The sequence below is a fragment of the Cognatundibacterium squillarum genome (assembly GCF_014652435.1).
GTDB lineage: Bacteria > Pseudomonadota > Gammaproteobacteria > Burkholderiales > Burkholderiaceae_D > Undibacterium > Undibacterium squillarum.
Genome location: NZ_BMYU01000004.1, coordinates 64,346 through 87,833, shown reverse-complemented (window position 1 = coordinate 87,833; position 23,488 = coordinate 64,346). Strand labels below are relative to the sequence as shown.

The 23,488-nt window shown below is 53.6% G+C and carries 24 protein-coding genes; 3 read left to right on the top strand and 21 right to left on the bottom strand.

All coding sequences use genetic code 11. The features are described 5' to 3' along the window. Positions 1-11 precede the first annotated feature (11 nt). From kdpB to IE092_RS09405, 12 genes are all read right to left on the bottom strand, one after another. On the bottom strand, positions 12-2,093 hold the full coding sequence (kdpB, locus tag IE092_RS09460) for a potassium-transporting ATPase subunit KdpB (protein WP_189356928.1): 2,082 nt from the start codon (positions 2,091-2,093) through the stop codon (positions 12-14). A gap of 12 nt (positions 2,094-2,105) precedes the next feature. Then, a complete protein-coding gene (gene kdpA, locus IE092_RS09455) occupies positions 2,106-3,929 on the bottom strand; it encodes a potassium-transporting ATPase subunit KdpA (RefSeq protein ID WP_189356927.1) in 1,824 nt (607 codons plus the stop codon). Between the two features lies 1 nt (position 3,930). Next, positions 3,931-4,020 carry a K(+)-transporting ATPase subunit F gene (kdpF, locus tag IE092_RS09450; RefSeq protein WP_189356926.1) on the bottom strand — a complete coding sequence of 30 codons (90 nt, stop codon included), beginning with the start codon at positions 4,018-4,020 and terminating at the stop codon, positions 3,931-3,933. Continuing rightward, positions 4,017-4,109, bottom strand: coding sequence for a potassium ABC transporter ATPase (locus tag IE092_RS09445; protein WP_189356925.1), 93 nt, complete (start codon positions 4,107-4,109; stop codon positions 4,017-4,019). The genes kdpF and IE092_RS09445 overlap by 4 nt, the downstream gene beginning before the upstream one ends. Positions 4,110-4,291: 182 nt before the next feature. Then, entirely contained in the window at positions 4,292-5,056 is a 765-nt protein-coding gene (locus tag IE092_RS09440; RefSeq protein ID WP_189356924.1) for a TorF family putative porin, read from the bottom strand. A 208-nt stretch (positions 5,057-5,264) separates the two neighbouring features. Further along, positions 5,265-6,077, bottom strand: a complete 813-nt coding sequence (panB, locus tag IE092_RS09435; protein WP_189356923.1) for a 3-methyl-2-oxobutanoate hydroxymethyltransferase — start codon at positions 6,075-6,077, stop codon at positions 5,265-5,267. Between the two features lie 46 nt (positions 6,078-6,123). Beyond that, positions 6,124-6,471: a DMT family protein gene (locus IE092_RS09430; protein WP_189356922.1), complete on the bottom strand. Its 348-nt coding sequence runs from the start codon at positions 6,469-6,471 to the stop codon at positions 6,124-6,126. Between the two features lie 20 nt (positions 6,472-6,491). Continuing rightward, a complete protein-coding gene (gene folK / locus IE092_RS09425; RefSeq protein ID WP_373295328.1) occupies positions 6,492-6,968 on the bottom strand; it encodes a 2-amino-4-hydroxy-6-hydroxymethyldihydropteridine diphosphokinase in 477 nt (158 codons plus the stop codon). Next, positions 6,965-8,341, bottom strand: coding sequence for a polynucleotide adenylyltransferase PcnB (gene pcnB / locus IE092_RS09420; RefSeq protein WP_189356921.1), 1,377 nt, complete (start codon positions 8,339-8,341; stop codon positions 6,965-6,967). Before pcnB ends, folK begins: the two co-directional genes overlap by 4 nt. After that, positions 8,338-9,012: a histidinol-phosphatase gene (locus tag IE092_RS09415; protein ID WP_189356920.1), complete on the bottom strand. Its 675-nt coding sequence runs from the start codon at positions 9,010-9,012 to the stop codon at positions 8,338-8,340. The genes pcnB and IE092_RS09415 overlap by 4 nt, the downstream gene beginning before the upstream one ends. Before the next feature lie 7 nt (positions 9,013-9,019). Further along, entirely contained in the window at positions 9,020-9,694 is a 675-nt protein-coding gene (gene hda, locus IE092_RS09410) for a DnaA regulatory inactivator Hda (protein WP_189356919.1), read from the bottom strand. Then, positions 9,694-10,776 (bottom strand): AI-2E family transporter, encoded by a 1,083-nt coding sequence (locus tag IE092_RS09405; RefSeq protein ID WP_189356918.1) that lies wholly within the window; start codon positions 10,774-10,776, stop codon positions 9,694-9,696. Before IE092_RS09405 ends, hda begins: the two co-directional genes overlap by 1 nt. A 152-nt stretch (positions 10,777-10,928) precedes the next feature. Between IE092_RS09405 and purM the strand changes: the two genes are divergently transcribed. Next, a complete protein-coding gene (gene purM, locus IE092_RS09400; RefSeq protein WP_189356917.1) occupies positions 10,929-11,972 on the top strand; it encodes a phosphoribosylformylglycinamidine cyclo-ligase in 1,044 nt (347 codons plus the stop codon). Between the two features lie 171 nt (positions 11,973-12,143). Further along, the gene (locus tag IE092_RS09395) at positions 12,144-13,589 is read left to right on the top strand and encodes a S41 family peptidase (RefSeq protein WP_189356916.1); all 1,446 of its coding nucleotides are present in this window, start codon (positions 12,144-12,146) and stop codon (positions 13,587-13,589) included. Between the two features lie 77 nt (positions 13,590-13,666). On the opposite strand, the gene IE092_RS18865 is transcribed toward IE092_RS09395, so the two are convergent. Then, a complete protein-coding gene (locus IE092_RS18865) occupies positions 13,667-13,969 on the bottom strand; it encodes a hypothetical protein (RefSeq protein WP_229793121.1) in 303 nt (100 codons plus the stop codon). Positions 13,970-14,016: 47 nt separating this feature from the next. Here IE092_RS18865 and IE092_RS09390 point away from each other — a divergent pair, with 47 nt between their 5' ends. After that, entirely contained in the window at positions 14,017-14,571 is a 555-nt protein-coding gene (locus tag IE092_RS09390) for a DNA-3-methyladenine glycosylase I (protein WP_189356915.1), read from the top strand. A gap of 9 nt (positions 14,572-14,580) precedes the next feature. Here the strand turns inward: IE092_RS09390 and IE092_RS09385 are convergent, their stop codons facing one another. The 8 genes from IE092_RS09385 to IE092_RS09350 all read right to left on the bottom strand — a co-directional run bounded on the left by IE092_RS09385 (position 14,581) and on the right by IE092_RS09350 (position 23,381). After that, positions 14,581-15,381, bottom strand: a complete 801-nt coding sequence (locus IE092_RS09385) for a proteasome-type protease (protein ID WP_189356914.1) — start codon at positions 15,379-15,381, stop codon at positions 14,581-14,583. A gap of 112 nt (positions 15,382-15,493) precedes the next feature. Continuing rightward, positions 15,494-16,306: a transglutaminase family protein gene (locus IE092_RS09380; protein ID WP_189356913.1), complete on the bottom strand. Its 813-nt coding sequence runs from the start codon at positions 16,304-16,306 to the stop codon at positions 15,494-15,496. A 35-nt stretch (positions 16,307-16,341) separates the two neighbouring features. Continuing rightward, complete coding sequence (locus tag IE092_RS09375) at positions 16,342-17,292, bottom strand: alpha-E domain-containing protein (protein ID WP_189356912.1); 951 nt, start codon at positions 17,290-17,292, stop codon at positions 16,342-16,344. Position 17,293: 1 nt separating this feature from the next. Beyond that, positions 17,294-18,712, bottom strand: coding sequence for a circularly permuted type 2 ATP-grasp protein (locus IE092_RS09370; protein ID WP_189356911.1), 1,419 nt, complete (start codon positions 18,710-18,712; stop codon positions 17,294-17,296). Positions 18,713-18,867: 155 nt separating this feature from the next. Next, positions 18,868-20,907 carry a sodium:solute symporter family protein gene (locus tag IE092_RS09365; protein ID WP_189356910.1) on the bottom strand — a complete coding sequence of 680 codons (2,040 nt, stop codon included), beginning with the start codon at positions 20,905-20,907 and terminating at the stop codon, positions 18,868-18,870. Then, on the bottom strand, positions 20,904-21,188 hold the full coding sequence (locus IE092_RS09360) for a DUF4212 domain-containing protein (RefSeq protein WP_229793120.1): 285 nt from the start codon (positions 21,186-21,188) through the stop codon (positions 20,904-20,906). Before IE092_RS09360 ends, IE092_RS09365 begins: the two co-directional genes overlap by 4 nt. Then, positions 21,175-22,671 (bottom strand): sensor histidine kinase, encoded by a 1,497-nt coding sequence (locus IE092_RS09355; protein WP_189356909.1) that lies wholly within the window; start codon positions 22,669-22,671, stop codon positions 21,175-21,177. The genes IE092_RS09360 and IE092_RS09355 overlap by 14 nt, the downstream gene beginning before the upstream one ends. Then, positions 22,671-23,381, bottom strand: coding sequence for a response regulator transcription factor (locus tag IE092_RS09350; protein ID WP_189356908.1), 711 nt, complete (start codon positions 23,379-23,381; stop codon positions 22,671-22,673). The genes IE092_RS09355 and IE092_RS09350 overlap by 1 nt, the downstream gene beginning before the upstream one ends. Between the last annotated feature and the right edge of the window lie 107 nt (positions 23,382-23,488).

Here is a 23,488-nt window from a genome sequence, read left to right as displayed (position 1 = left end):
AGCATTTCTCCTCAGATCAGACCGAAAGCAGTGAGTACGATATCAATCAGTTTGATACCAATGAATGGCACGATCAGGCCACCGAGGCCATAGATCAGCAGGTTACGGCGCAGCAGAACTGCAGCACCCAGTGCGCGATAACGCACACCCTGCAATGCCAGCGGAATCAGGAAAATAATAATCAGTGCGTTAAAAATAACCGCTGACATCATGGCGCTGGCAGGGCTGCTTAACTGCATCAGGTTCAGTGCATTCAGTTGCGGATAGGTGCTTGCAAACGCGGCCGGAATAATCGCAAAGTATTTCGCAACATCATTTGCAATACTGAACGTGGTCAGTGCGCCGCGTGTCATCAGCATTTGCTTACCGATTTCGACGATTTCGATCAGCTTGGTCGGATTCGAATCCAGATCGACCATATTGCCGGCTTCTTTCGCTGCTTGTGTTCCGCTGTTCATCGCAACTGCGACATCTGCCTGTGCCAGTGCCGGTGCATCATTGGTACCGTCACCGGTCATGGCGACAAGTTTGCCTTCAGCCTGGTGCTGGCGTATCAGGCGCAGCTTATCTTCGGGCGTGGCTTCCGCCAGAAAATCATCAACACCGGCTTCGGCTGCAATGGCGGCTGCCGTCAGGCGGTTATCGCCGGTGATCATGACGGTTTTGATACCCATGCGACGCAATTCAGCGAAGCGCTCACGGATGCCGCCTTTGACGATATCTTTCAGTTCAATCACACCCAGTACATGTAAGTCATCAATCACCACCAGTGGTGTGCTGCCCTGACGGGCCACCTGATCAACAGCTTCAGTGATCGCCGGCGGCAATGCCTGACCTTGTTCCTGCAAATGACGACGGATGGCATCGGCAGATCCTTTGCGGATGCGGCGCACGGATTCACCGCTGTGCAGATCAACCCCGCTCATTCGGGTTTGTGCAGTGAATGGAATAAACTCTGCGTGGAGTTTTTCCATATCGCGTTCACGCAGCGCGAAACGCTGTTTCGCGAGTACCACAATGCTGCGGCCTTCCGGAGTTTCATCTGCCAGTGACGACAGTTGCGCAGCGTCTGCGAGCTGCGCTTCGGTGACGCCCGGCGCGGCGTAGAACGCGGCTGCCTGACGATTGCCGAGCGTAATCGTGCCGGTTTTATCCAGCAGTAAAACGTCCACGTCTCCGGCAGCTTCCACTGCGCGTCCGGAGGTTGCAATTACATTTGCCTGCATCATGCGGCTCATACCGGCAACACCGATCGCGGAAAGCAGACCGCCGATGGTGGTCGGAATCAGACATACCAGCAAGGCGACCAGAACCGTGATCGTGACAGTGCTGCCGCTACCGGCTGCTTCTGTGCTGAAAGCAGAAAACGGAAACAATGTTGCTGTTGCCATCAGAAAAACCAGCGTCAGCGCAACCAGCAGGATTGTCAGCGCGATCTCATTCGGTGTTTTCTGGCGTTTCGCCCCTTCTACCATGGCGATCATACGGTCCAGAAAAGCTTCTCCGGGATTGACACTGATGCGGATGATCAGCCAGTCAGACAAAACTCTTGTGCCACCGGTAACGGCACTGAAATCGCCGCCGGACTCACGAATGACGGGGGCGGATTCGCCGGTAATGGCAGATTCATCGACAGAGGCGACACCTTCAATGACATCGCCGTCAGCCGGGATGACATCGCCAGCCTCGACCAGCACAATATCGCCTTTGCGCAGTGATGAACCGTTGACCAGAATCTGCGTGGCATTACGTGCCGGTGTGTTCAGTTTTCTTGCGCGCACATCCTGCTTTGCGCTGCGCAGCGATTCTGCCTGCGCTTTACTGCGTCCTTCCGCCAGTGCTTCTGCAAAGTTAGCAAACAGAACGGTAAACCATAGCCACAGGCTGGTCGCCAGAATAAATCCCGCTGGCGCTTCACCCTGACCTGTATAGGCCTGAATCGTCAGTGCAGTGGTCAGAATACTGCCGGCATATACAACAAACATCACCGGATTTTTTATTTGTGTTTGTGGTTTCAGTTTCAGAAAAGCGCCGGCAATCGCGGGCAGCAGTAATTGTTTACTGAACAGAGATAATTGATGTTGATGATTCATTTGAATTCTTCCTTACTGCGCAATCATGATCAGATGTTCCACGACGGGACCAAGCGCCAGTGCAGGGATGTAGGTCAGTGCGCCGACAATGATCACGGTGCCGAGCAGCAGAGCGACAAACAGGGGGCCATGGGTCGGCAGCGTGCCAGCGTTTTGTGGCAGACGTTTTTTAGCAGCCAGGGAGCCTGCGATTGCAAGTACCGGCACAATCATCAGAAAGCGCCCGAACCACATCGCAATACCGAGCATCAGGTTGTAATACGGTGTGTTCGCAGACAGGCCGGCAAATGCGCTGCCGTTATTGTTTGTGGCAGAAACAAACGCATACAGAATTTCACTGAAGCCGTGTGCGCCGGGATTGGCGATCCCCGCTTTGCCATCTGCCAGCATGACGGAAATTGCCGTTCCCGCCAGCACCAGTAAAGGCCCGACCAGAATGGCGATGGATACCATTTTCATGTCATAGGCTTCGATTTTTTTGCCGAGATATTCCGGCGTGCGGCCTATCATCAGACCCGCGATGAACACCGCCAGCAACGCAAAAATCAGCATGCCGTATAAACCGGAACCGACACCGCCAAACACCACTTCACCAAGCTGCATCAGTACCATAGGCACCATGCCACCGAGTGGCGTAAAGCTGTCGTGCATCGCATTGACGGCACCGCAGGATGCTGCAGTGGTGATGGTGGCAAATAATCCGGAAGCAACGATACCGAAGCGGGTTTCTTTGCCCTCCATATTGCCGCCTGCCTGTGCGGTGCTTGCTGCAATCTGTGCATGATCCGACGGATCAATATGCAGTGCGCTGATTACCGGATTTCCAGCCTGTTCTGCGTTGATTGCTACGAAGGCGAAGGAGACAAACAGGATGCTCATGGTGGCATAGATTGCCCATCCCTGACGCATATCTCGCACCATCGCGCCAAAGCTGATACACAGACCGGCGGGAATCACAAAGATCGCCAGCATCTGGATGAAATTCGAAAACGGTGTCGGATTTTCAAACGGATGTGCTGAATTGGCGTTGAAGAATCCGCCGCCATTCGTACCGATCAGTTTGATGGCTTCCTGCGATGCAACCGGTCCCATGGGTAAAGTCTGCGTGCTTGTTGAGGCGGCCTCGGTCAGCGGCTTGCCTTCTTTATCCAGCAACGGTGCGCCTTGTGCATCGGTCTTCGCGGCCTGATAGTCAATTTTCTCCGTCAGACTGACCGTTTGATAGGCATCAAAATTCTGAATCACACCCTGACTCATCAGTAATACAGCTGTGATGAAAGAGAGGGGCAGCAGGATATGGATGGTACTGCGAACCAGATCTGCCCAGAAATTACCGATTTCGGCGGCATTGTGACGTGAGAAGCCGCGAATCAGGGCTGTAACAACAGCGATACCGGTTGCTGCAGACAGAAAATTCTGAACAGCCAGCGCCAGCATTTGTGTCAGGTAACTCATGGTGGATTCGCCGCCATAACCCTGCCAGTTAGTGTTGGTAACGAAGCTGATCGCAGTATTAAAAGCGGAATCAGGACTTACTGCAGCGAGTTGCTGCGGATTGAATGGCAGATAGCCCTGAACGCGCTGCAAAAGATAAACAGCGAGTGCGCCGGTCAGATTGAAAGCAATCAGCGTGAGTGCATACTGTTTCCAGTGCATTTCCTGATCCGCGCGCACACCTGCGATGCGCAGCACCAGTTTTTCTGCCGGCCCCAGAATGGCAGACAAAATATGTCGTTCGCCGCTGAGTACACGGGCCATATGCTTGCCCAGCGGAACAGCAATCGCCGTCAGTACCAGCAGGTACAGTGCGATCTGAAAAAAAGCAGAATGATGCATCTTAAAAATCCTCGGGTTGTATCAGCGCATAAATCAGATATCCGGCGAGCAGCACTACCAGAATGGCTGCGATGATCTGGAAAATACTCATTTGTCACCTCTCAGGCGGTGACAGCCAGCGATCAGTGCGCAGGAAATCGCTGCGAACAGCAGCGTGTAGCCGATGTAAATCAAATCCATTTCAGACTCCTGTATAGAAGGAGCCTCTACGATAGAAAAATCGCGGTAAAGACGGTGTATAGCTTTTCCGGACGGCTGTAAAAATTGTGTAAACACGCTTGTGCAAAGGTCGCCGGGTCATTTACAGCCATAAAAAAAGCGCCCGCAGGCGCTTTTTATCTTCCGATTAAGAAAACGGTTGATCAGAAGGATTTGACCGCTGTCATGACCAGCTTACTTTTTCCCATAAACTGACCACTGGCAGGCGATGCGTAAAATACTTTATCCGCATTTGTGCCGATAACAGCCAGACTGACGGTGACGCCGTGTTCTTTCCATTCTTTGGTGACGCCGAGTCTGAAGTCGGAGTACGTTGCTGCCTGAGAATTAGCTCCCCGTACTTTCTGATAGCCAGCGTGCATATTCAGCGTATAGTCCGCACCCAGATCAAAGTTCAGACCGGCATCCAGATAGCCACTGTTTTTACTGTCAACAATGCCAAACAGATTTGTAACGGCATGCGAGTATTTGAGGTAGGCGGGGCCTGCACTCAGCTGGCCGTAAAATTCAAGAGTGTTTGCATCTTTCAATCCGGCCTGATCCAGTTTGTTATTCAGGTAGACATAGGCGAGCACTCCGGCGTCGTAGCTGATGTCAGCACTGAGCTGCCCTTTTTTTCCTGCGTAGATATCCCACTCTGCCGGTGTGCTGCCGGCACCCGGCGTGTCCTTAATCCACTTGATCGTGGATAACCATGTGCCCACATACAAGCCGTCAGGATTATGTACATAATCAGCGCCACCCTGCAGGGCAGGATCAAGACGTGTCTGCGAAATGCCGCGATAGCGGTATTCGCTGGCGACACCGATATTCCCGCTCAGTTCGTGATCCGGTTTGGTTTCTTCTGCATGAAGATTATTTAACAAGCCGAAAAACAGTAAAGCTCCTGTGGTAAGCGCGACTTTCATTGATACTCCTTAAAGATCAGAATTAAAAATATTCAGATTGATAAGCGTAATATCAGCGGCGTTAAGAAAGTGTAAAAGTTCAGTGCAGGTTCGTAAATAACTTGTGCAAGTTGGTGAAATCATTGCATAAGCATTGTTTTGGCTGCCGTGTTCAGCTGCAATAAAAAAGGCACCCGGAGGTGCCTTTGAATTTGTAATAAGCATCAGTTCAGAAACAATGCTCAGGAGCCGGGAAGCTGCCATCTTTAACAGCGGCTACGTAAGCATCCACCGCTGCACCTATGCTGGTTTGTCCGTCCATAAAGTTTTTCACGAAGCGGGCTTTGCGGCCCGGAAACACGCCCAGCATGTCATGCATGACCAGTACCTGACCCGAGCAATCCGGACCGGCACCGATACCTATCGTCGGGATATCCAGCAGAGCAGTAACTTCCTTACCCAGTTCTGCAGGAATTGCTTCCAGCACCAGTACTGCCGCGCCGGCTTCCTGCACCGCCAGCGCTTCTTTCTTCAGCAGCTCTGCTGCCGCATCTGTTTTGCCCTGTACTTTGTAGCCGCCTAGCTGATGCACCGATTGCGGCGTCAGACCCAGATGCGCACAGACCGGAACCGAGCGGTCGGTCAGATAACGTATAGTGGGCAGTAACCAGCTGCCACCTTCAATTTTGACCATGTGTGCGCCAGCCTGCATCAGCTTAACGGCGTGCTGATAGGTCGATTCCGGACTGCCGCAGGTGCCGAAAGGCATGTCAGCGACGATCAGAGCTTTTTTGCTGCCGCGCGCAACACTGGCAGTGTGATACGCAACATCATCGGTCGTTACCGGCAGTGTTGAATCGTGCCCCTGGCAAACCATACCCAGAGAATCGCCAACCAGCAGCATGTCCACACCATGCCTGTCCATCAGCGCAGCAAAGCTGGCGTCATAGCATGTCAGCATAGTGATTTTGTCGCCATTCTGGCGCATGGCTTTTAAGCCGGGAACACTGACCGCTTTACGGTCCTGTAAATATTCAGCCATCAGATTTCTCCTGCCTGCAGAATGCGAATCTGCGGGCATTGACCGGTTAACTCCGGAAAATAAAATAGACTGCGCCGACCAGACACAGTGCGGCCCAGACATAATCAAGTTTAAAAGGCTGCCCCATAAAAAATACCGCAAACGGGACAAACACTATCAGGGTCAGCGCCTCCTGCAGAATTTTCAGCTGCGCCAGACTGTACTCAGTGTAACCGATCCGGTTCGCAGGCACCTGGAGCAGGTATTCAAACAAAGCAATCGCCCAGCTGATCATTGCAGCTATCCACCATGGTTTATCCGACAGACTTTTCAGATGTCCATACCATGCGATGGTCATGAACACATTCGACATGATCAGCAGAGCAGTCGTCTGCGCAATAACAGGAATTTGCATGAGCAACCTTCGGCGTAAATTCAGGACAATTTGCGTATGCGCTGATCGCTGACGCTTTCCAGCAGATACAGGGCAGCGCCAATGCCGGGAATCCGTGTTTCCGGTGCGATTTCAGTCAGCGGCAGCAGGACGAATGCGCGTTCATGCATACGCGGGTGCGGTACTTGCAGCGTGGCACTGGATATTTCCTGATCGCCGTACAGCAACATATCCAGATCCAGTGTGCGTGGCGCATTCCGGTAGGGACGTTCGCGTCCGTGCTGGTTTTCCAGCGTCTGCAGTGCAGTCAGTAATGCCTCCGCTGTAAAACCGGTTTCTACCTGAATGACGGCATTCACATAATCATCACCGGAAGAGTCCACCGGTGCAGATGTGTACAGCGAAGATGCTGCAACCAGTGTGGTATCCGGTAATGCAGCAATCGCGGCAATTGCTGCCTGTACGGTCTGCACTGCATCACCAAGGTTGGCTCCGATGCCAATGCTGGCGCGCATCATGATGCTTCTGTACCGCTGCGGCGCGGACCACGTTTCCGTGGTTTGCGTTTGCGGGCCGGGCCGTTTTTACCTTCCGCAGTGCCTGTTGCATGTGACGGCAGGCGTTGCTTTTGCTGGATCAGGTGTTCACGCTCGGCGTTGTCTCCGTGCATGAAATCCGTCCACCATGCACCCAGCGCAGGATCCAGTTCACCGGATTCGCAGCGCAGTAACAGGAAATCATAGCCTGCACGCAGACGCTGATGTTCCAGCAATTTATACGGTGCTTTGCCTGCACGTTTCTCAAAGCGTGGTTGCAGTGCCCAGATATCGCGCATATCGGATGCAATGCGGCGCTGAATTGCCAGTGCATCGGTTTGCGCCATCAGGACATCATCAGCGGCCTGATGCAATGCCGGAATCGGGAATTCTCCTGCAGCTTTATACGCTTCCCATTTTTCCAGGACCTGATGCCACAACAGTGCAGCAAACAGGAAACTCGGTGAAACGGTTTTTCCCTGACGTACACGGTCGTCTGTATTGCTGAGCGCCAGATTCACGAATTTTTCGCCCATAGGCTGCTCCATCACCACATCCAGCAAAGGCAGGATGCCGTGATGTAAACCCGCTGAGCGCAATTGCTGCAGGCAGGCCATTGCATGGCCGCTGGTCAGCAATTTCAGCATTTCATCGAACAAGCGGGCAGCTGGCACGTTGTTAATCAGCGGTGCCATCACCGCAATCGGCGCACGGGTAGACTGATCGATACTGAACTGCAGTTTGGCGGCAAAACGCACGACGCGCAGCATACGCACCGGATCTTCTCGGTAGCGTGCTTCCGGTACGCCAATGATGCGCAGGGTTTTGCGGCGGATATCGCTGATACCGTTATGGTAGTCCAGCACGGTTTCCGATGCCGGATCGTAGTACATCGCATTGACGGTAAAGTCGCGACGCGCAGCATCTTCATGCTGTTCGCCGAAATGGTTGTCACTCAGTACACGGCCGTGCGCATCTTTTTGTACCTGACCGTCGCTGGCGCCACGGAAGGTGGTTACTTCCAGTAATTCCTGACCGAACATCACATGCACGATCTGGAAACGGCGGCCGATAATAAAGGCGCGGCGGAATAAACGTTTTACCTGTTCCGGTGTTGCATTGGTGGCGATGTCGAAGTCTTTCGGTTTCACCCCGGTCAGTAAATCGCGCACTGCGCCACCGACGATGAAAGCTTTAAAACCGGCTTCCTGTAAGGTTTGCGTGACGCGGATGGCATTCGGGGAAACCAGTGAGCGGTCAATGCCGTGTTCCTTTGCCTTCAGGATCACGGGCTCACGGGGCGTGTGCTCAGCAGAGCGCACACCGAGAATTTTGCGTATCAATTTCTTAATCATTGTTTTTCAAACAGCGTAATCTGAGGCCAGCCCTTCGCAGCAGCATACTGCTGCAATTTTGCGTTCGGGTTGGTTGCGACCGGATGGGTAACCACATCCAGCAGCGGTATATCATTGTGCGAATCACTGTAAAAGTGACTGCTGGCGAAATCGGATAATTGTTTGTTCTGAGCTGCCAGCCAATGATGTAAATGTGTTACTTTTCCTTTGCCTGAAGTCGGGACGCCGGACAATTTGCCCGTGATATTACCACTTGCATCGCGTTCCGGTTCCGCTGCCAGCAGGTGCGGCACGCCTAAAGCAGCTGCAATGGGTTCTGTGACGAAGCGGTTGGTCGCGGTGATGATGGCGGTCAGATCGCCTTTGTCCTGATGCTGACGCAGTAAACGGGTAGCCTCAGGATGCAGCACCGGACGAATGACTTCATCCATATATTGCTCACGCAAAGCCTGCAGTTGCTGCGCCGGAATCGCAGCCAGCGTACCGAGTGCGAATTCCAGATATTCCACCGCGTCCAGCGTACCAGCCTGATACTGTGCGAAAAAATCCGCATTGCGGCGGCCGAACTGTTCTGCATCCACAATGCCGTGGCGGCATAAAAACTGGCCCCATTCATAGTCAGAGTCAATCGGCAGCAGGGTGTGGTCCAGATCAAATAAAGCGAGATGCATGGCAATATCAGGTTTGTTGTTGAAGCATGAGTTCACGCAGTAATGGCAGCGTGATCGGGCGTTTGGTGACCAGCGAGTAATGATCGAGCTGATCCAGCATGGCGGTCAGGCTGCTCATGTCGCGCTGGTAATGCGTAATCAGGTAAGGAATTACACCGGCAGAAACCTGCATGCCCCGGGCAGCGGCGGCACGTTCCAGCGCATCGATTTTGTCTTCGTCAGTTAGCCCGTGCAGCTGATAAATCAGACCCCAGCCAAGGCGGGTGCGTAAATCATCGCGCACATTCAGAATCATCGGCGGATGGTTGCCGGCAGCGACAAAATAAGCACCGCGCGAACGTGCTTCGTTGAATAAATTGAAAGCTGCAATCTGATTCAGTCGTGGCAACTGGTCGCAGTCATCGACCAGATACAGACTGATGTCCGGCGTGAATTCAAAAGCCGCTTCCGGCGCCGTTGCCGGAATATAACGGGCATGCGGATGGTCTGCCAGTGCGTGCAGCAAGTGGGTTTTACCCGCGCCGGTTTCCCCCCAGATATATACAGACCGTTCACCGTACAGACTGGGTGTGCGTTGCGCAAACAAGCCCAGTAACTGCGCCAGTTCCGCGTTCTGCCCCACCACGAAGGTGGTCAGGGATGGCAGGATCTGGGTATCCAGATCAAGAAGTAATTGCTTCATCACTGACGATAAAAAGAACTGTTGAGGTAATAGCGACGCAGGTAGCTGACACCGACAGACATCACAGCAGACACCGGCAGCGCCATCAGAATACCGGTAAAGCCGAACAGTTCACCGAAGGCCATCAGCGCGAAAATCACGGTCAGCGGATGCAGGCCGATACGTTCACCCACCAGTCGCGGTGTCAGGACGAAAGATTCCAGTAATTGCCCGACGGTGTAGACGGCAGCAACTGCAAGGATGCCGTTCAGGTTGTCATATTGCAGTATTGCACCGATCATCGCCAGCGCAAGGCCGAGACCGTAACCGATATACGGAATAAACACCAGCAAACCCGTCATGATACCAACCGGCAGCGCCAGATCAAAGCCAACCAGCGCCAGCGCAACGGCGTAAAACACAGCCAGTATCACCATGACAAGAATTTGTCCGCGTAAATACTGCGCCATTAAATCATCGACTTCCGTAACGGCTTTGGTGATGCTGGCTATCCAGCGACGCGGAATAAAGTGACGGATACGGTCAATCAGATGATGCCAGTCCAGCAGCAGATAAAACAATACCACCGGAATTAATAATAAATTACCAATGATGCCGATGACCGCGGTGCCACCGACCTTCAGCGAAGACAGTATCGCCTTGCCGATTTCTTCGCCGCTGGTACTCAGCTGATCGGTCAGCAGCGCTTTCAGGCCGGCACCATCCAGTCGCACCGGAATGTGGTATTTCGCGAGCAGTGGTGCGCTGAACTGATCGAGGCGATCGAGAAAGCGTGGCAACTGTGATTGCAGCAAAGGTAATTCTTTTTTCAGCACCGGCACCAGTATCAGCACCATGGCCAGACTGGTCAGAATCAGCAGCAGAATCACGGCAGAACTGGCCATGCTGCGCGAAATACTGAAGCGGCGCAGCCGGATCTGACTTAAGCGGTCAACCGCAGGATTCAGAATGTAAGCCAGAATGGCGGACACAATGAAGGGCATCAGCACCGGTGCCAGTAAAAACAATAACAGCACGAGTGCCAGACCGACGCCGAGCCAGATGATGCTTTGTTTTTGCTCACTGGAAAAAGAAAAGGACATTTTCAGGTCTTCAAGCTTAATTTAATTGTGTTTTCGGAGGCCAGAGCCCAAAAAGCGGGTCAATAACGGGTCGTTTTGTTAGAATACTGCCCAGCGCCAGATTTCTGGCAATTTCACTATTTTACCGCCTCAGGTCCCTACTGACGAATATCATGAGCACTTCTAACCCTGTTTCTCTTTCCTATGCTGACGCTGGCGTCGACATGGTCGCCGGTGATGCACTGGTTGATGCAATCAAACCTTTTGCTAAACGTACAATGCGCGAAGGCGTGATGGCTGGCATCGGCGGCTTCGGCGCGATGTTTGAAGTCAGCAAAAAATACAAGGAGCCAGTGCTGGTATCCGGTACGGACGGTGTGGGCACCAAGCTGAAACTGGCTTTCCACCTGAACAAACACGACACCGTCGGTATCGATCTGGTGGCGATGAGTGTGAACGACATTCTGGTACAGGGCGCTGAGCCGCTGTTCTTCCTCGATTACTTTGCCTGCGGCAAGCTGGAAGTGAACACTGCCGCAACTGTGATCAAAGGTATTGCTGCAGGTTGCGAACAGGCTGGCTGCGCACTGATCGGTGGTGAAACCGCTGAAATGCCTTCGATGTATCCTGACGGCGAATACGATCTGGCCGGTTTTGCGGTTGGTGCGGTAGAGAAATCCCGCATTATCGACGGCACTAAAATCCAGCCGGGCGATGTTGTACTGGGTCTGGCTTCTTCCGGTATCCACTCCAACGGTTTCTCGCTGGTACGTAAAATCATCGAAGTTGCGAATCCTGATCTGAACGCAGAGTTCGATGGCCGCACACTGGGTGATGCGCTGATGGCACCAACCCGCATTTACGTGAAGCCTTTGCTGTCCCTGATGGAAAAAATCGACGTACGCGGCATGGCGCACATCACCGGTGGTGGTCTGGTAGAAAACGTACCGCGTGTACTGGGCGACAAGCTGACCGCCGTACTGCACAAAGATGCATGGGAAATGCCGAAACTGTTCACCTGGCTGCAACAGCACGGTGGCGTTGCTGACGCGGAAATGCACCGCGTATTCAACTGCGGTATCGGTATGATCGTTGTTGTATCGCAGCAGGATGCTGATGCAGCAATTGCGCATCTGCAGGCTGCCGGTGAAACTGTTTCCCGTATCGGTGAAATCCGTGCGCGTGAAGGTGACGAGCATCAGACGATCGTTGTCTGATACTGACAGTATCTCTGCAAAAGCCGTTTCCGTTCATGCGGAAACGGCTTTTTTATTAATAAGTGATAAATTAAAATTCGCCTGACCTGTCCGGTTGATGTATTTCGAACAGAAAGTAATCGTTTTGGGTAAAACGGTCGTTTTTTCGGTGCAGTAAATCAGGGAATCAAAATGAAACAGACATTGGTGTTGAAGCAAACCTTCCTGCTGGCCGCGATCAGCGCATTGCTGAGTGCCTGCGGTGGCGGCGGAGGCGGTAGTGATGGTAATTCTGCAAATGCGGGACAAAATAACAGCACGATTGCGCTGGCCAATCAGTGTGCTGCACCGCGTCCCGGTACGGTTGATCGCCAGGGTTCGGCGGATACCGAAAAAGCTTACCTGAAGGCCTTCGTCAACGATACTTATCTGTGGTATCAGGACGTGCCGGCCAATATCAATCCGGCCAGCTATGCAACACCGCAGGCTTATTTTGATGTGCTGAAAACCCCGAAACTGACCGCATCCGGCAAACCGGTCGATCAGTTCCACTGGTCGCAAACCACAGCATCGTGGCAGGCGCAATCGCAGGGCATTGCGCAGGATTACGGTATTCAGTGGGCTGCGCAAGCCAGCGCGCCACCGCGTAACTGGATTGTTGCGGAAGTGGCTGCCGGTTCGCCTGCCGATAAAGCGGGCATCAAACGCGGTGACCGGTTGCTGGCGGTCGATGGTGTGGATTTTGTGAACGATGCCACTTCCAGCGGCGTTGCCAAGATTAACGAAGCCTTATTCCCGTCTGTGCTGGCAGCACATCAGCTGACTTTTTCCGGCAAGACGGCGATCAGCCTGACACCGGCCACGTATTCTGTGGCGACCGTCAGCAAAGTGAAAGTCATTCCTACGCTGACCGGCAATGTCGGCTATTTCGTATTTGATCAGCATATTGCCCAGTCCGAAACGGAATTGCTGAATGCGATCAGCCAGCTGAAAGCACAGAGTGTCACGGATCTGGTGATTGATCTGCGCTACAACGGCGGTGGATTGCTGTATGTGGCAAGCGAGCTGGCGTACATGATTGCCGGTCCCGGCCCGACATCTGCCAAAGTGTTTGAGCAACTGACTTACAACGACAAGCTGACTTATCTGAACAAGCAGTATCCGTTCTACAACACCGCAGTGAACGGTACGTCGCTGCCGAATCTGGGCCTGAACAAAGTCACGCTGCTGGTTTCTCAGGGCACGGCATCGGCCAGTGAGTCGCTGATCAACGCGCTGCGCGGTGTGGATGTGACAGTGAACCTGATCGGCAACACAACCCGTGGTAAGCCTTACGGTTTTGTTCCGCAGGATAACTGTGGTTACACCTATTTTGCGATTCAGTTCAAAGGCGTAAATCAGAAAGGTTTCGGCGATTACCCTGATGGATTTGCGGCGACCTGCGCGGTGGCTGATGACTTTACCCGTCAGCGCGGCGATACCACGGAATCGATGTTGTCTGCTGCGCTCAGCTATCGTCAGACCGGCGTTTGCCCGTCCAATGTTGCACGCGCCATGCCTGCAGCACTGACCGACTTCACGCTGGTGCGTCCGTTGTCGAAGGAAATGCGTCTGCTGAGTCCGTCAGTCGCACGCTGATCTTCCTGTACGCTGCTCAGCGAATCAGCGCTGCGGCAGCAAACTGGCTGTGCAATCAGAAAACACCGGTGTGGTATTCACGCCGGTGTTTTTTTTTGTTGGCGATTCCGTGGAGGAGGGGCGTTCATGCACGGCACGCAGTCCTGCGTTATCCGCAGGACGCTGTAAATGTCCGAAAAAGCCTGAAAAATGGCCAAAACAGGCTCAAATGCGGAGTTCTGCATACCAATCCGGCGGTCGTCGGCAGAAAGTCCGGGCCTCCGAAAATCATAAATGACGATATTTGCACAATCAGCCGTTCTTGCGACGTGGTTTCCGTTACCAGCTGAAGTTCGCAGCTTTCCGTTGCTGGCGTGCTGTGACTGGTCGTGATGCGCCATGACGCGATATCATGCAGCGATTGCCATCACTGACGAACGGAATCTGTATGCAAAAGCAACGCTGCCGCTGGGCCAATCCGGCTAACCCGCTGTACCTGCGTTACCACGATGAAGAGTGGGGCGTGCCCTGCCATGATGAATTACGTTTGTTTGAAATGCTGAATCTGGAAGGCGCACAGGCCGGACTGAGCTGGGAAACCGTGCTGAACAAGCGTGAAGCCTACCGCGCGGCATTTGATGGCTGGAATGCAGAACTGATTGCTGCTTACGACGCGGCAAAAGTAGAGGCGCTGATGCAGAATGCCGGCATTATCCGCAACCGCCGCAAGATTGAAGCGACCATCAGCAATGCCCGTTGCTATCTGCAGTTAAAGCAGGAAACCGGCGGGCTGGATGCCTACCTGTGGGGTTGGACGGATGGCAAAACGGTGTATACCGATGGTGTGCATGTCGCTACCAGTCCTTTGTCCGATCAGATTTCCAAAGACCTGAAAAAGCGCGGATTCAAATTCGTCGGTTCTACGATTATTTACGCGTATCTGCAGGCGACCGGCATCATCAGTGACCACGATGCCGGTTGTGACTGGCGGCACAAAGCCTGAGAGACTAGTTTAGCTGATGGCAGGCGGTGTGACGCGCACCGGCTGATGCTGTCCCGGCGTCTCAGTTTGCGAAGCATCGTTATGCGGTTCCCAGTCCGGTGCTTCTATCCCTTCAAACACATTTTTCAGTTGTTGACCCCAGCTGCTGCGTATCATCTGGAAGTAAGGATTCTTTTCATCAATGATGGCAAAGCGGTCGACTTTCAGACTGCCGGTTTCGTACACCAGTAAATCCAGCGGCAGGCCGACCGAAATATTCGAGCGTAGCGTGGAATCCATGGAAATCAGCGCGCATTTGGCGGCATCGTCCAGACTGGTATCCGGATTCACGACGCGGTCGATAATCGGCTTGCCGTATTTCGCTTCGCCGATCTGGAAGTAAGTATTTTCATCATGGGCTTCGATGAAATTGCCGGCGGCATAAATCTGAAATAAACGGCAGCGTTCATTGCCAATCTGACCACCGAAAATCAGACTCACGTTGAAGTCTATCCCGAAACCGGATAAGGCTTTGGCATCGCGCTGATTCACCAGACGCACGGTTTCGCCGAGAATACGCGCCGCTTCATACATATTCGGCGCATTCCAGACTGACAAACCCTGGGCATCGGTATAGGTATTCAGCAATTCGCGTACTGATTGCGAAATCGACAGATTTCCCGCAGTCATCAGTACCATCACGCGGTCATCGCGTTGCTCATAAACCGACATTTTGCGGAAGGTGCCGATATGATCGACACCGGCATTGGTGCGGGAATCCGACAAAAATACGAGACCGGCATGCAAGCGCATGCCCACACAATACGTCATGTTGCACTTTCAGAGTTAGACTGATCTGATTGTAGCGAGATCATCCGGTGCTGTCAGTGTCTGCGACACGTGCAACACGTGTTTGCATTGCGAACACGGATCGTGATGCGCATTACTGCCCGTCAAAGTGGGCAACGCTGACCTGCACTTCCAGTTGCTCACTGCCACCGCCGCGGCGCACGCCGCGCACCGGTGAAGCAGAATCATAATCACGTCCGATGGCCAGACGACAATACGATGCATTCATCAGGCGTGTATGCGTGACGTCCAGACTGACCCAGCCGGCATAATCGTGGTCTTCCACCCAGACATCCACCCATGCATGTGTTTGCGCTGTTTCGCCGGTTTCCGGATCCAGATAGCCGGACACATAGCGTGCCGGGATTTCCAGTGCGTGGCAGCATGCCAGATAGACATGGGTATGGTCCTGACAAACACCCTGTCCCTGTTGCAGCACTTCCGCAGCGGTACTGCTGACTTCCGTGCTGCCCGGCTGATAACTGACAGCGGCTTCGATGGCTTTTGCCAGTTGCAGCGCATGTTCGGTACGAAAGTGCTGCGGCGGTTTGCAGCTTGCCGCCAGTGCCCTGATTGCGTCGTCAGCGCTGGTCAGGCGGGTGTCGTTGATAAAAATCAGCGGGGATAAACCGGTGCCGTCGCTGACCCGTCCCTGTGGCGGAGCGCTGGTGCTGACAGTGCCGCGTGCCGTAATCGAAATATCGTCGTGCCAGCCGGTCATGGTCAGTAAATGAGACGGATTCTGGTACGCATCGCGGAAAGCATTTTGCCGCCCCTGCGATTGCACGGACCATTGCCTGACTTGCTGAAACTGTTCCTGTCGCGGCGTCAGGCGCAGCTGCTGTATCGAATAGCTGAAAGCCTGAGAGTAGCGGTAGCGCGTCAGGTGTTCAATGTATAAATCCATAATGTCATTTCACAGATCAGAAGCAGACAGCAGGCTCAGGCCAGAGGAACCAGAAAATCGCGGCTGATCCGGTTACCCAGTTCGTAAATGTTTTCGAGGAATGCCGTCAGCGTGGTATGCAGGCCGCTGTCGAGAATTTCTTCGATGCGTGAAAACTTCAGTTGCGCATGCAAACGTCCAGCGAAGCGTTCGGTATCTGCGGAAACATCGTTTCTGATTTCAGATAGCTGAAACATCACATCATCCATGCATGCCAGCAAAGAGCGTGGCATGTCCGGATGCAGCATCAGCAGTTCTGCCACGCGTTCCGGCGTGATCACATCGCGGTACACTTTGCGGTAAATTTCAAAGCCGGACACTGAGCGCAGCAGCGCTGCCCAGTAATAAAAATCCCGCGGGATACGCAACGGATCACTGATTTGCTTATCCGATGCGCCGTGGAATTTCACATCCAGAATACGCGCCGTATTATCCGCACGTTCCAGACTGGCGCCGAGCTGCAGAAAGTTCCAGGCTTCATCGCGCAGCATCGTGCCCTGAATCACACCGCGCGCCAGATGCGAACGGAATTTCACCCATTCAAAGAACTGCGCGGGATCCTGTTCCAGCACACCGCTGCTTAATTTTTCTTTCAGTTCCAGCCAGGTCGCATTCTGGGTTTCCCAGACTTCGGTGGTCAGCGTGCCGCGCACTGCGCGTGCATTTTCACGTGCCTGTTCAATACAGGCCACAATCGACGATGGATTGTCCGGATCGCGCACCATGAAATCCAGCACATCACGTCTGCTCAGTAAGCCGTATTTATGATCAAAGGCTTCCAGCAACTCTGAAATACTGAGCAGCGCACGCCAGCCGCGTTCAGCCACTTCCACCGGTTGCGGCACCATAGAATTTTGTACATGCACATCCAGCATGCGTGCGGTATTTTCGGCGCGCTCAATATAACGGGCCATCCAGAATAAATGGTCAGCGGTGCGACTCAGCATCTTAATTCTCCAGTACCCAGGTATCTTTGGTGCCGCCACCCTGCGATGAATTGACGACCAGCGACCCTTCTTTCAGCGCAACACGGGTCAGTCCGCCCGGTACCATCGAGGTGGTTTTGCCGGACAACACAAACGGCCGTAAGTCGATATGGCGCGGCGCGATGCCCTGTTCAACAAACGTAGGGCAGGTGGACAGCGCCAGCGTCGGTTGTGCGATGTAGGCAGACGGATTCGCTCTCACCCGCAGACGGAATTGTTCGATTTCGTCTTTGCTGGCAGCCGGGCCGACCAGCATGCCGTAACCACCGGCACCGTGGACTTCCTTCACCACCAGTTTGTCCAGATTCGCCAGTACATAGGACAATTCATCCGTTTTGCGGCACTGGTAAGTCGGCACATTATTCAGCACCGGATCCTGATCCAGATAGAAGCGCACCATATCGCCGACATACGGATAAATCGATTTGTCGTCTGCCACACCGGTACCGATTGCATTCGCTAAGGTAACGCGGCCGGAACGGTAAACTGCCAGCAAGCCCGGTACGCCCAGTGAGGAGTCCGGACGGAAGGCCAGCGGATCAAGAAAATCATCATCGACACGGCGGTAGATAACATCCACCCGCTTCGGGCCGCGTGTGGTGCGCATATACACGGTGTTGTCGTTAACAAATAAATCTTTGCCCTCGACCAGTTCCACACCCATTTGCTGCGCCAGAAACGCATGCTCAAAATACGCAGAGTTAAACATGCCCGGTGTCATCACGACGACGGTAGGATCATCGGTTCCCTGTGGTGCGACGGAACGTAAATGATCCAGCAGCATGTCAGGATAATGGTCAACCGGTGCGATCTGGTTCTGGCTGAATAATTCAGGGAACAGACGCATCATCATTTTGCGGTCTTCCAGCATGTAGGATACGCCGGAAGGTACACGCAGATTGTCTTCGAGGACGTAAAACTCACCTTCGCCGGCACGCACAATATCGACTCCGGCGATATGCGCATAAATGTTTTCTGCGACATGGATGCCCTGCATTTCCGGACGGTATTGCGCATTGCGGTAAATCTGTTCGGCAGGAATCAGACCGGCTTTCACAATATGCTGATCATGGTAAATATCATGAATAAACATATTCAGCGCCTGCACGCGCTGCGCCAGACCGCGTTGCAGCGTGGCCCATTCGCGTGCCGGAATAATGCGCGGAATCTGATCAAAAGGAATCAGGCGTTCTGTACCGGCATCATCACCGTACACCGCAAAAGTAATGCCGACACGGCGGAAACTCAGGTCAGCTTCGGCGCGCTTTCTGGCCAGCCGTTCGGGTTTTTGCTGAGCAAGCCAGTCGGTATAGCGCCGGTAATGGGCGCGCACTTCGGTCTGGCGTTCATCCGCATACATTTCATCATAAAAGCCGGGCATGGAAAGATCTCCGCAAAAAGACAGTCTGGGTGCCGGTCAGCATGCTTCATCATGGAAAAATGAAACAGGCACGGTTCTGACTATATCAAGAACTGTGCCTGCATTTGCGGATTTATTGCTGCACTTGCGAAAAATACGGATGAATACGTGACGGATCAGTCCGGTACCCGGATGTAATCGACAAATTCGGTCGCATGTTTATCCGGTGGCGGCGTGAGCAGACTGACGAACAGCATGACGAATGCGCCCGCCGGCACACCAAAAATACCAGCGGAAATCGGGGCGATATTCCACCACTGATGACTGACGCTGCCGCCGAACAGCGGGTGGGTGTACAGCATATAAAACACGCACATGGAAAATCCCGCAATCATGCCTGCGATTGCACCCTGATGGTTCGCCCGTTTCCAGAAAATGCCCAATACCAGTGCGGGGAACAGGGTGGATGCCGCAACAGAAAATGCGGCGCCGACCAGCGACAAGATATCTGCCGGTTTCAGTGATGCCACATAGGCCGCGAGCAAGGCAATCAGTAACAAAAACAATTTAGAGATCGTTACCCGTTTTTGTGTCGATGCATGCGGGTCTATGATGCGGAAGTAAATATCGTGGGACAGCGAGTTGGAAATTGTCAGCAGCAAACCATCGGCGGTCGATAAAGCCGCTGCCAGACCGCCCGCAGCCACCAGCGCGGATACCACATATGGCAGGCCCGCGATCTCCGGCGTTGCCAGGACAATGATGTCACCATCCAGTGTGATTTCAGCCAGTTGCACCAGACCATCGTGGTTGATGTCGGTAATGCTGACCAGCGGATTGGTTTTATCGATGTGCGCCCAGTAGCTGACCCACGATGGCAGATGAGAGAAACTGCTGCCGACCAGATTGGTATACAAATCATATTTGACCAGCACCGCCAGCGCAGGAATCGTGACATACAGCAGCATGATGAAAAACAGCGACCAGAATACGGAGTCACGTGCCTCGGTCACGCTGGGTGTGGTGTAGTAGCGTGTCAGAACATGCGGTAATGCCGCGGTGCCCAGCATCAGACAAATCACCAGTGCAATAAAATTATTCCGTTTAACGGCAGAGTCAGCGGGTGTTGCCGCGGCATAGGGTGCAAATTGTGACAGCGGTGGCTGGGCTTTCGCCATTAATTGCTGCCGCGCTTCCTGCCAGCGCTGCGCTGCCTCGGCGGCGCTTTGCGGATAACGGGCCAGTTGTCCGCTTGCTTTGCGGATATCGATCAGCGAGCCTTTACCTGCCTTGAGTTCATCCAGTTTATGCTGTAACTCAGCGCGGTCTTTCAGCCATGATTCCGGCAATTGCTCAATTTTCGTTTTCAGTGCGGCTGCCTGTTGCAGGTAAAGCTGACGTACCTGTTGCTCATGCGGATCAGTCCGGAATTGCTGTTCTTTGTCAGACAGTTTATTCAGAAACTGGCCATAGCTGACTTGCGGTAACAGACTGTCGGCATGCTTCAGCGACAGCCAGCTGACCGGAATCATAAAAGCGATCAGAATGATGATGTATTGCGCAACCTGCGTCCAGGTAATTGCCCGCATGCCACCGAGAAACGAGCAAACCAGAATACTGGCTAATCCGAGGAAAATACCGACAGAAAAATCGACGCCGGTAAAACGCGAAGTAATCAGTCCTACGCCGTAAATCTGAGCGACTACATAAATGAAAGAAATGAAGACGGTGGCAGCGACTGCCAGTATGCGTACCAGATGGGTTTCCTCCGGACCGCGGAAACGGGTGCCGAGAAAATCAGCAATTGTGTATTGCCCAAATTTACGAATGTAGGGCGCGATCAGCATCGCCACCAGGCAAAATCCGCCAGTCCAGCCGACCAGATAAGCAAGGCCGTCAAATCCCTGCAAATACAAACCGCCTGCCAGACTTAAAAAACTTGCTGCGGATATCCAGTCAGCCGCGGTTGCCATGCCATTGAAGACAGCAGGGACTCGTCTGCCTGCGACATAATATTCCGCCAGATCGGAAGTGCGGCTGACCAGTCCGATACCGGCGTAGATCACGACCGTCACAAACATAAACAAGTAGCCGATCCAGACACGCGGTACGCCTTCTTTCTCAAGTATCGACAGGCTGATCAGAAACACCATGAATAACAGGGTGTACCACAGGTAATACAGCGTGAGCTTTTGCCGGAAGCCTTTCTGCGTCATGCGTGCTCCCGGTTGTCACGCAGTTGTCGCGCCAGCGCGCGCATCGCCAGCGCATATATGCCGATCAGTATTACAAATGATAATGTCAGCCCCTGCGCTGCAAGATAGAACGATAAGTTCCAGCCTAACCATTGTATGGTGGCAAGTTCACGCGCAAAAAACAGGGCAGCCATGATGAGTGAAAACCAGACCAGCAGTAATCCTGCGGTCAGCTGACAAGTGCGTTTCCAGAACATCAGTTGCGGGGTGTTCGCCCTCGCCGGAGAATTACCGTTCATCATACTGAAGCTCATTAAATGGATTGATCGGAAACACGATGCGGAAAATACATCCCGGCGGTATCGTGCCCGGATGATGATCGCGGATGCTAATAGTGCCGCCGTGCTGCTGCACAATTTCCCGCACAATCGCTAAGCCGAGACCGCTGCCCTGCGTATTGCTGCCGAGAATGCGGTAAAAACGCTGAAACACTTTTTCCCGATGTGCTTCAGGAATGCCCGGGCCTTCATCTTCCACTTCGAGTATTGCCAGTGCCTGCTGACTGTCCAGATCGAGTCGCACAGTCACACTGCGTCCTGCCGGCGTATAGCGAATCGCATTGTCGATCAGATTGCTGATGACTTCGCGCAGCATCACCGGGCTGGCAAACAGCGTCAGCTGGCTGTCGCATTGCTCGTAACCGAGATCAATATTTTTTTGCGATGCTGCCGGCAGCCAGTCGCTGACAATATCCAGTACAAAGTCGTTTAATAGCAGGGATTCGCGGATTTGTCCGGCAGCTTCGCGGTTTTCCGCTTTGGCCAGCGTCAGCAGCTGGTTAATCAGACGGGTGGCAGCTTCTGAGCTTTTGGCCAGTTGCTGCAGGGAACGCCGGATTTCTTCCGGATCATCCTGCCGCAGTGCCAGTTCTGATTGCATGCGCATACCGGCTAACGGCGTTTTCATCTGGTGCGCGGCATCGGCAATAAAGCTTTTTTGCACAGCGATGGATTGTTCCACCCGCTGCAGCATTTCATTCATGGACTCCACCAGCGGAGTGATTTCTTCCGGTACCTGACTGGTATCCACCGGACTCAGGTCGTCCGGACGGCGTGCGTGGATACGTTTCTGCAATTCGGTCACCGGCGATAACCCACGTGTCAGTGCAAACCAGACCAGCGCCAGCGCCACCGGTAAGATCACAAACTGTGGCAGAACCACGCCTTTGATAATTTCATTTGCCAGCAACCCCCGTTTTTCCAGCGTTTCCGCCACTTCGATCAGCACTGGTGTCTGACGGTTCTTCTGCACGGGTTCCATCAGGGTATAGGCTGACCGCATCTCGGTGCCGTTCAGGCTGAAATTGCGAAACTGAATGCCGCCCGCCAGTGGTTTTTCTTCTTCGCTGAATTCGGGAAACTGAGCGTCGCCTTCCAGCAACTCGCCTTTCTGATTGCGTACCTGAAAATAAATATGGTCTGCATCATCTGCACGCAGAATATCTTTGGCAACCGGCGGCAGGCTGATATGCATTTGTCCGTCATGCTGCCTGACCTGTTGTGCCAGAACCAGGACTTTATCTTCCAGTCCGCGGTCAAACGGCTGGTTGGCAATCGATTTGGCGACCAGATAGGTAATCACGATACTGGCTGGCCACAGCAACAGCAGAGGTGCCAGCATCCAGTCCAGAATTTCACCGAACAGTGAGCGCTGGGCCGGTTCGTCCGGCTGTTGCAGCAGGCTGTTCAGAGTATCCTGATCTGGCTCGCCCGGTGCTGCTGCCATTATTCCTGCTCGACCTGATCCTGTGGACGGCTGTTACCGGCAGGCTGGATTTTTTCAAGGCAGTAACCGAGGCCGCGCACGGTAGCGATACGCACGCCATCGCCTTCGATTTTTTTGCGCAGACGATGCACATAGACTTCAATGGCGTTGTTACTGACTTCTTCACCCCATTCGCACAGGTGATCGACTAACTGTTCTTTGGAAACCAGCCGTCCGGTGCGTTGCAGTAAGACTTCCAGCAAACCCAGTTCGCGTGCGGATAAGTCCAGCATTTGCTCGTGTTTGTAAGCGATACGCCCGACCTGATCATAGCTGAGCGGGCCGTGCTTCATCATGGTTGGCGCTCCGCAGGCGCCGCGCCGTGTCAGGGCGCGTACACGCGCTTCCAATTCGGACAAGGCAAACGGCTTGGCCATGTAGTCATCAGCGCCCAGATCCAGACCTTTGACCCGTTGTTCCACAGAATCTGCGGCAGTCAGGATCAGCACAGGAATATGGGAATTGCGCGCGCGCAGACGGCGCAGCACTTCGTGCCCGTTCATTTTGGGCAAGCCCAGATCCAGTATCAGTAAATCGAAATCCTGTGTGGACAGTGCGGAATCGGCTTCCTGACCGTTGCTGACGCAATCGGTCGCGTAGCCGGACTGTCGCAGTGAGCGCGTGAGGCCGTCGGCCAGCACGCTGTCATCTTCGGCAAGCAATATACGCATGGTGAACTTCTTGTCTCCGGTGGCAGTGCTGCACCGGTGTCTGCGGCAGCCTGTCCGTTTGTTTTGAATCCCCCGGCGGAAGGCGCTGGCAGGCACGGTGCAGGAAT

Coding starts and splice junctions, on each gene's coding strand:
- kdpB (WP_189356928.1), bottom strand. CDS start 2,093: ATGAATCATCAACATCAATTATCTCTGTTCAGTAAACAATTACTGCTG.
- kdpA (WP_189356927.1), bottom strand. CDS start 3,929: ATGCATCATTCTGCTTTTTTTCAGATCGCACTGTACCTGCTGGTACTG.
- kdpF (WP_189356926.1), bottom strand. CDS start 4,020: ATGAGTATTTTCCAGATCATCGCAGCCATTCTGGTAGTGCTGCTCGCC.
- IE092_RS09445 (WP_189356925.1), bottom strand. CDS start 4,109: ATGGATTTGATTTACATCGGCTACACGCTGCTGTTCGCAGCGATTTCC.
- IE092_RS09440 (WP_189356924.1), bottom strand. CDS start 5,056: ATGAAAGTCGCGCTTACCACAGGAGCTTTACTGTTTTTCGGCTTGTTA.
- panB (WP_189356923.1), bottom strand. CDS start 6,077: ATGGCTGAATATTTACAGGACCGTAAAGCGGTCAGTGTTCCCGGCTTA.
- IE092_RS09430 (WP_189356922.1), bottom strand. CDS start 6,471: ATGCAAATTCCTGTTATTGCGCAGACGACTGCTCTGCTGATCATGTCG.
- folK (WP_373295328.1), bottom strand. CDS start 6,968: ATGATGCGCGCCAGCATTGGCATCGGAGCCAACCTTGGTGATGCAGTG.
- pcnB (WP_189356921.1), bottom strand. CDS start 8,341: ATGATTAAGAAATTGATACGCAAAATTCTCGGTGTGCGCTCTGCTGAG.
- IE092_RS09415 (WP_189356920.1), bottom strand. CDS start 9,012: ATGCATCTCGCTTTATTTGATCTGGACCACACCCTGCTGCCGATTGAC.
- hda (WP_189356919.1), bottom strand. CDS start 9,694: ATGAAGCAATTACTTCTTGATCTGGATACCCAGATCCTGCCATCCCTG.
- IE092_RS09405 (WP_189356918.1), bottom strand. CDS start 10,776: ATGTCCTTTTCTTTTTCCAGTGAGCAAAAACAAAGCATCATCTGGCTC.
- purM (WP_189356917.1), top strand. CDS start 10,929: ATGAGCACTTCTAACCCTGTTTCTCTTTCCTATGCTGACGCTGGCGTC.
- IE092_RS09395 (WP_189356916.1), top strand. CDS start 12,144: ATGAAACAGACATTGGTGTTGAAGCAAACCTTCCTGCTGGCCGCGATC.
- IE092_RS18865 (WP_229793121.1), bottom strand. CDS start 13,969: ATGGCGCATCACGACCAGTCACAGCACGCCAGCAACGGAAAGCTGCGA.
- IE092_RS09390 (WP_189356915.1), top strand. CDS start 14,017: ATGCAAAAGCAACGCTGCCGCTGGGCCAATCCGGCTAACCCGCTGTAC.
- IE092_RS09385 (WP_189356914.1), bottom strand. CDS start 15,381: ATGACGTATTGTGTGGGCATGCGCTTGCATGCCGGTCTCGTATTTTTG.
- IE092_RS09380 (WP_189356913.1), bottom strand. CDS start 16,306: ATGGATTTATACATTGAACACCTGACGCGCTACCGCTACTCTCAGGCT.
- IE092_RS09375 (WP_189356912.1), bottom strand. CDS start 17,292: ATGCTGAGTCGCACCGCTGACCATTTATTCTGGATGGCCCGTTATATT.
- IE092_RS09370 (WP_189356911.1), bottom strand. CDS start 18,712: ATGCCCGGCTTTTATGATGAAATGTATGCGGATGAACGCCAGACCGAA.
- IE092_RS09365 (WP_189356910.1), bottom strand. CDS start 20,907: ATGACGCAGAAAGGCTTCCGGCAAAAGCTCACGCTGTATTACCTGTGG.
- IE092_RS09360 (WP_229793120.1), bottom strand. CDS start 21,188: ATGATGAACGGTAATTCTCCGGCGAGGGCGAACACCCCGCAACTGATG.
- IE092_RS09355 (WP_189356909.1), bottom strand. CDS start 22,671: ATGGCAGCAGCACCGGGCGAGCCAGATCAGGATACTCTGAACAGCCTG.
- IE092_RS09350 (WP_189356908.1), bottom strand. CDS start 23,381: ATGCGTATATTGCTTGCCGAAGATGACAGCGTGCTGGCCGACGGCCTC.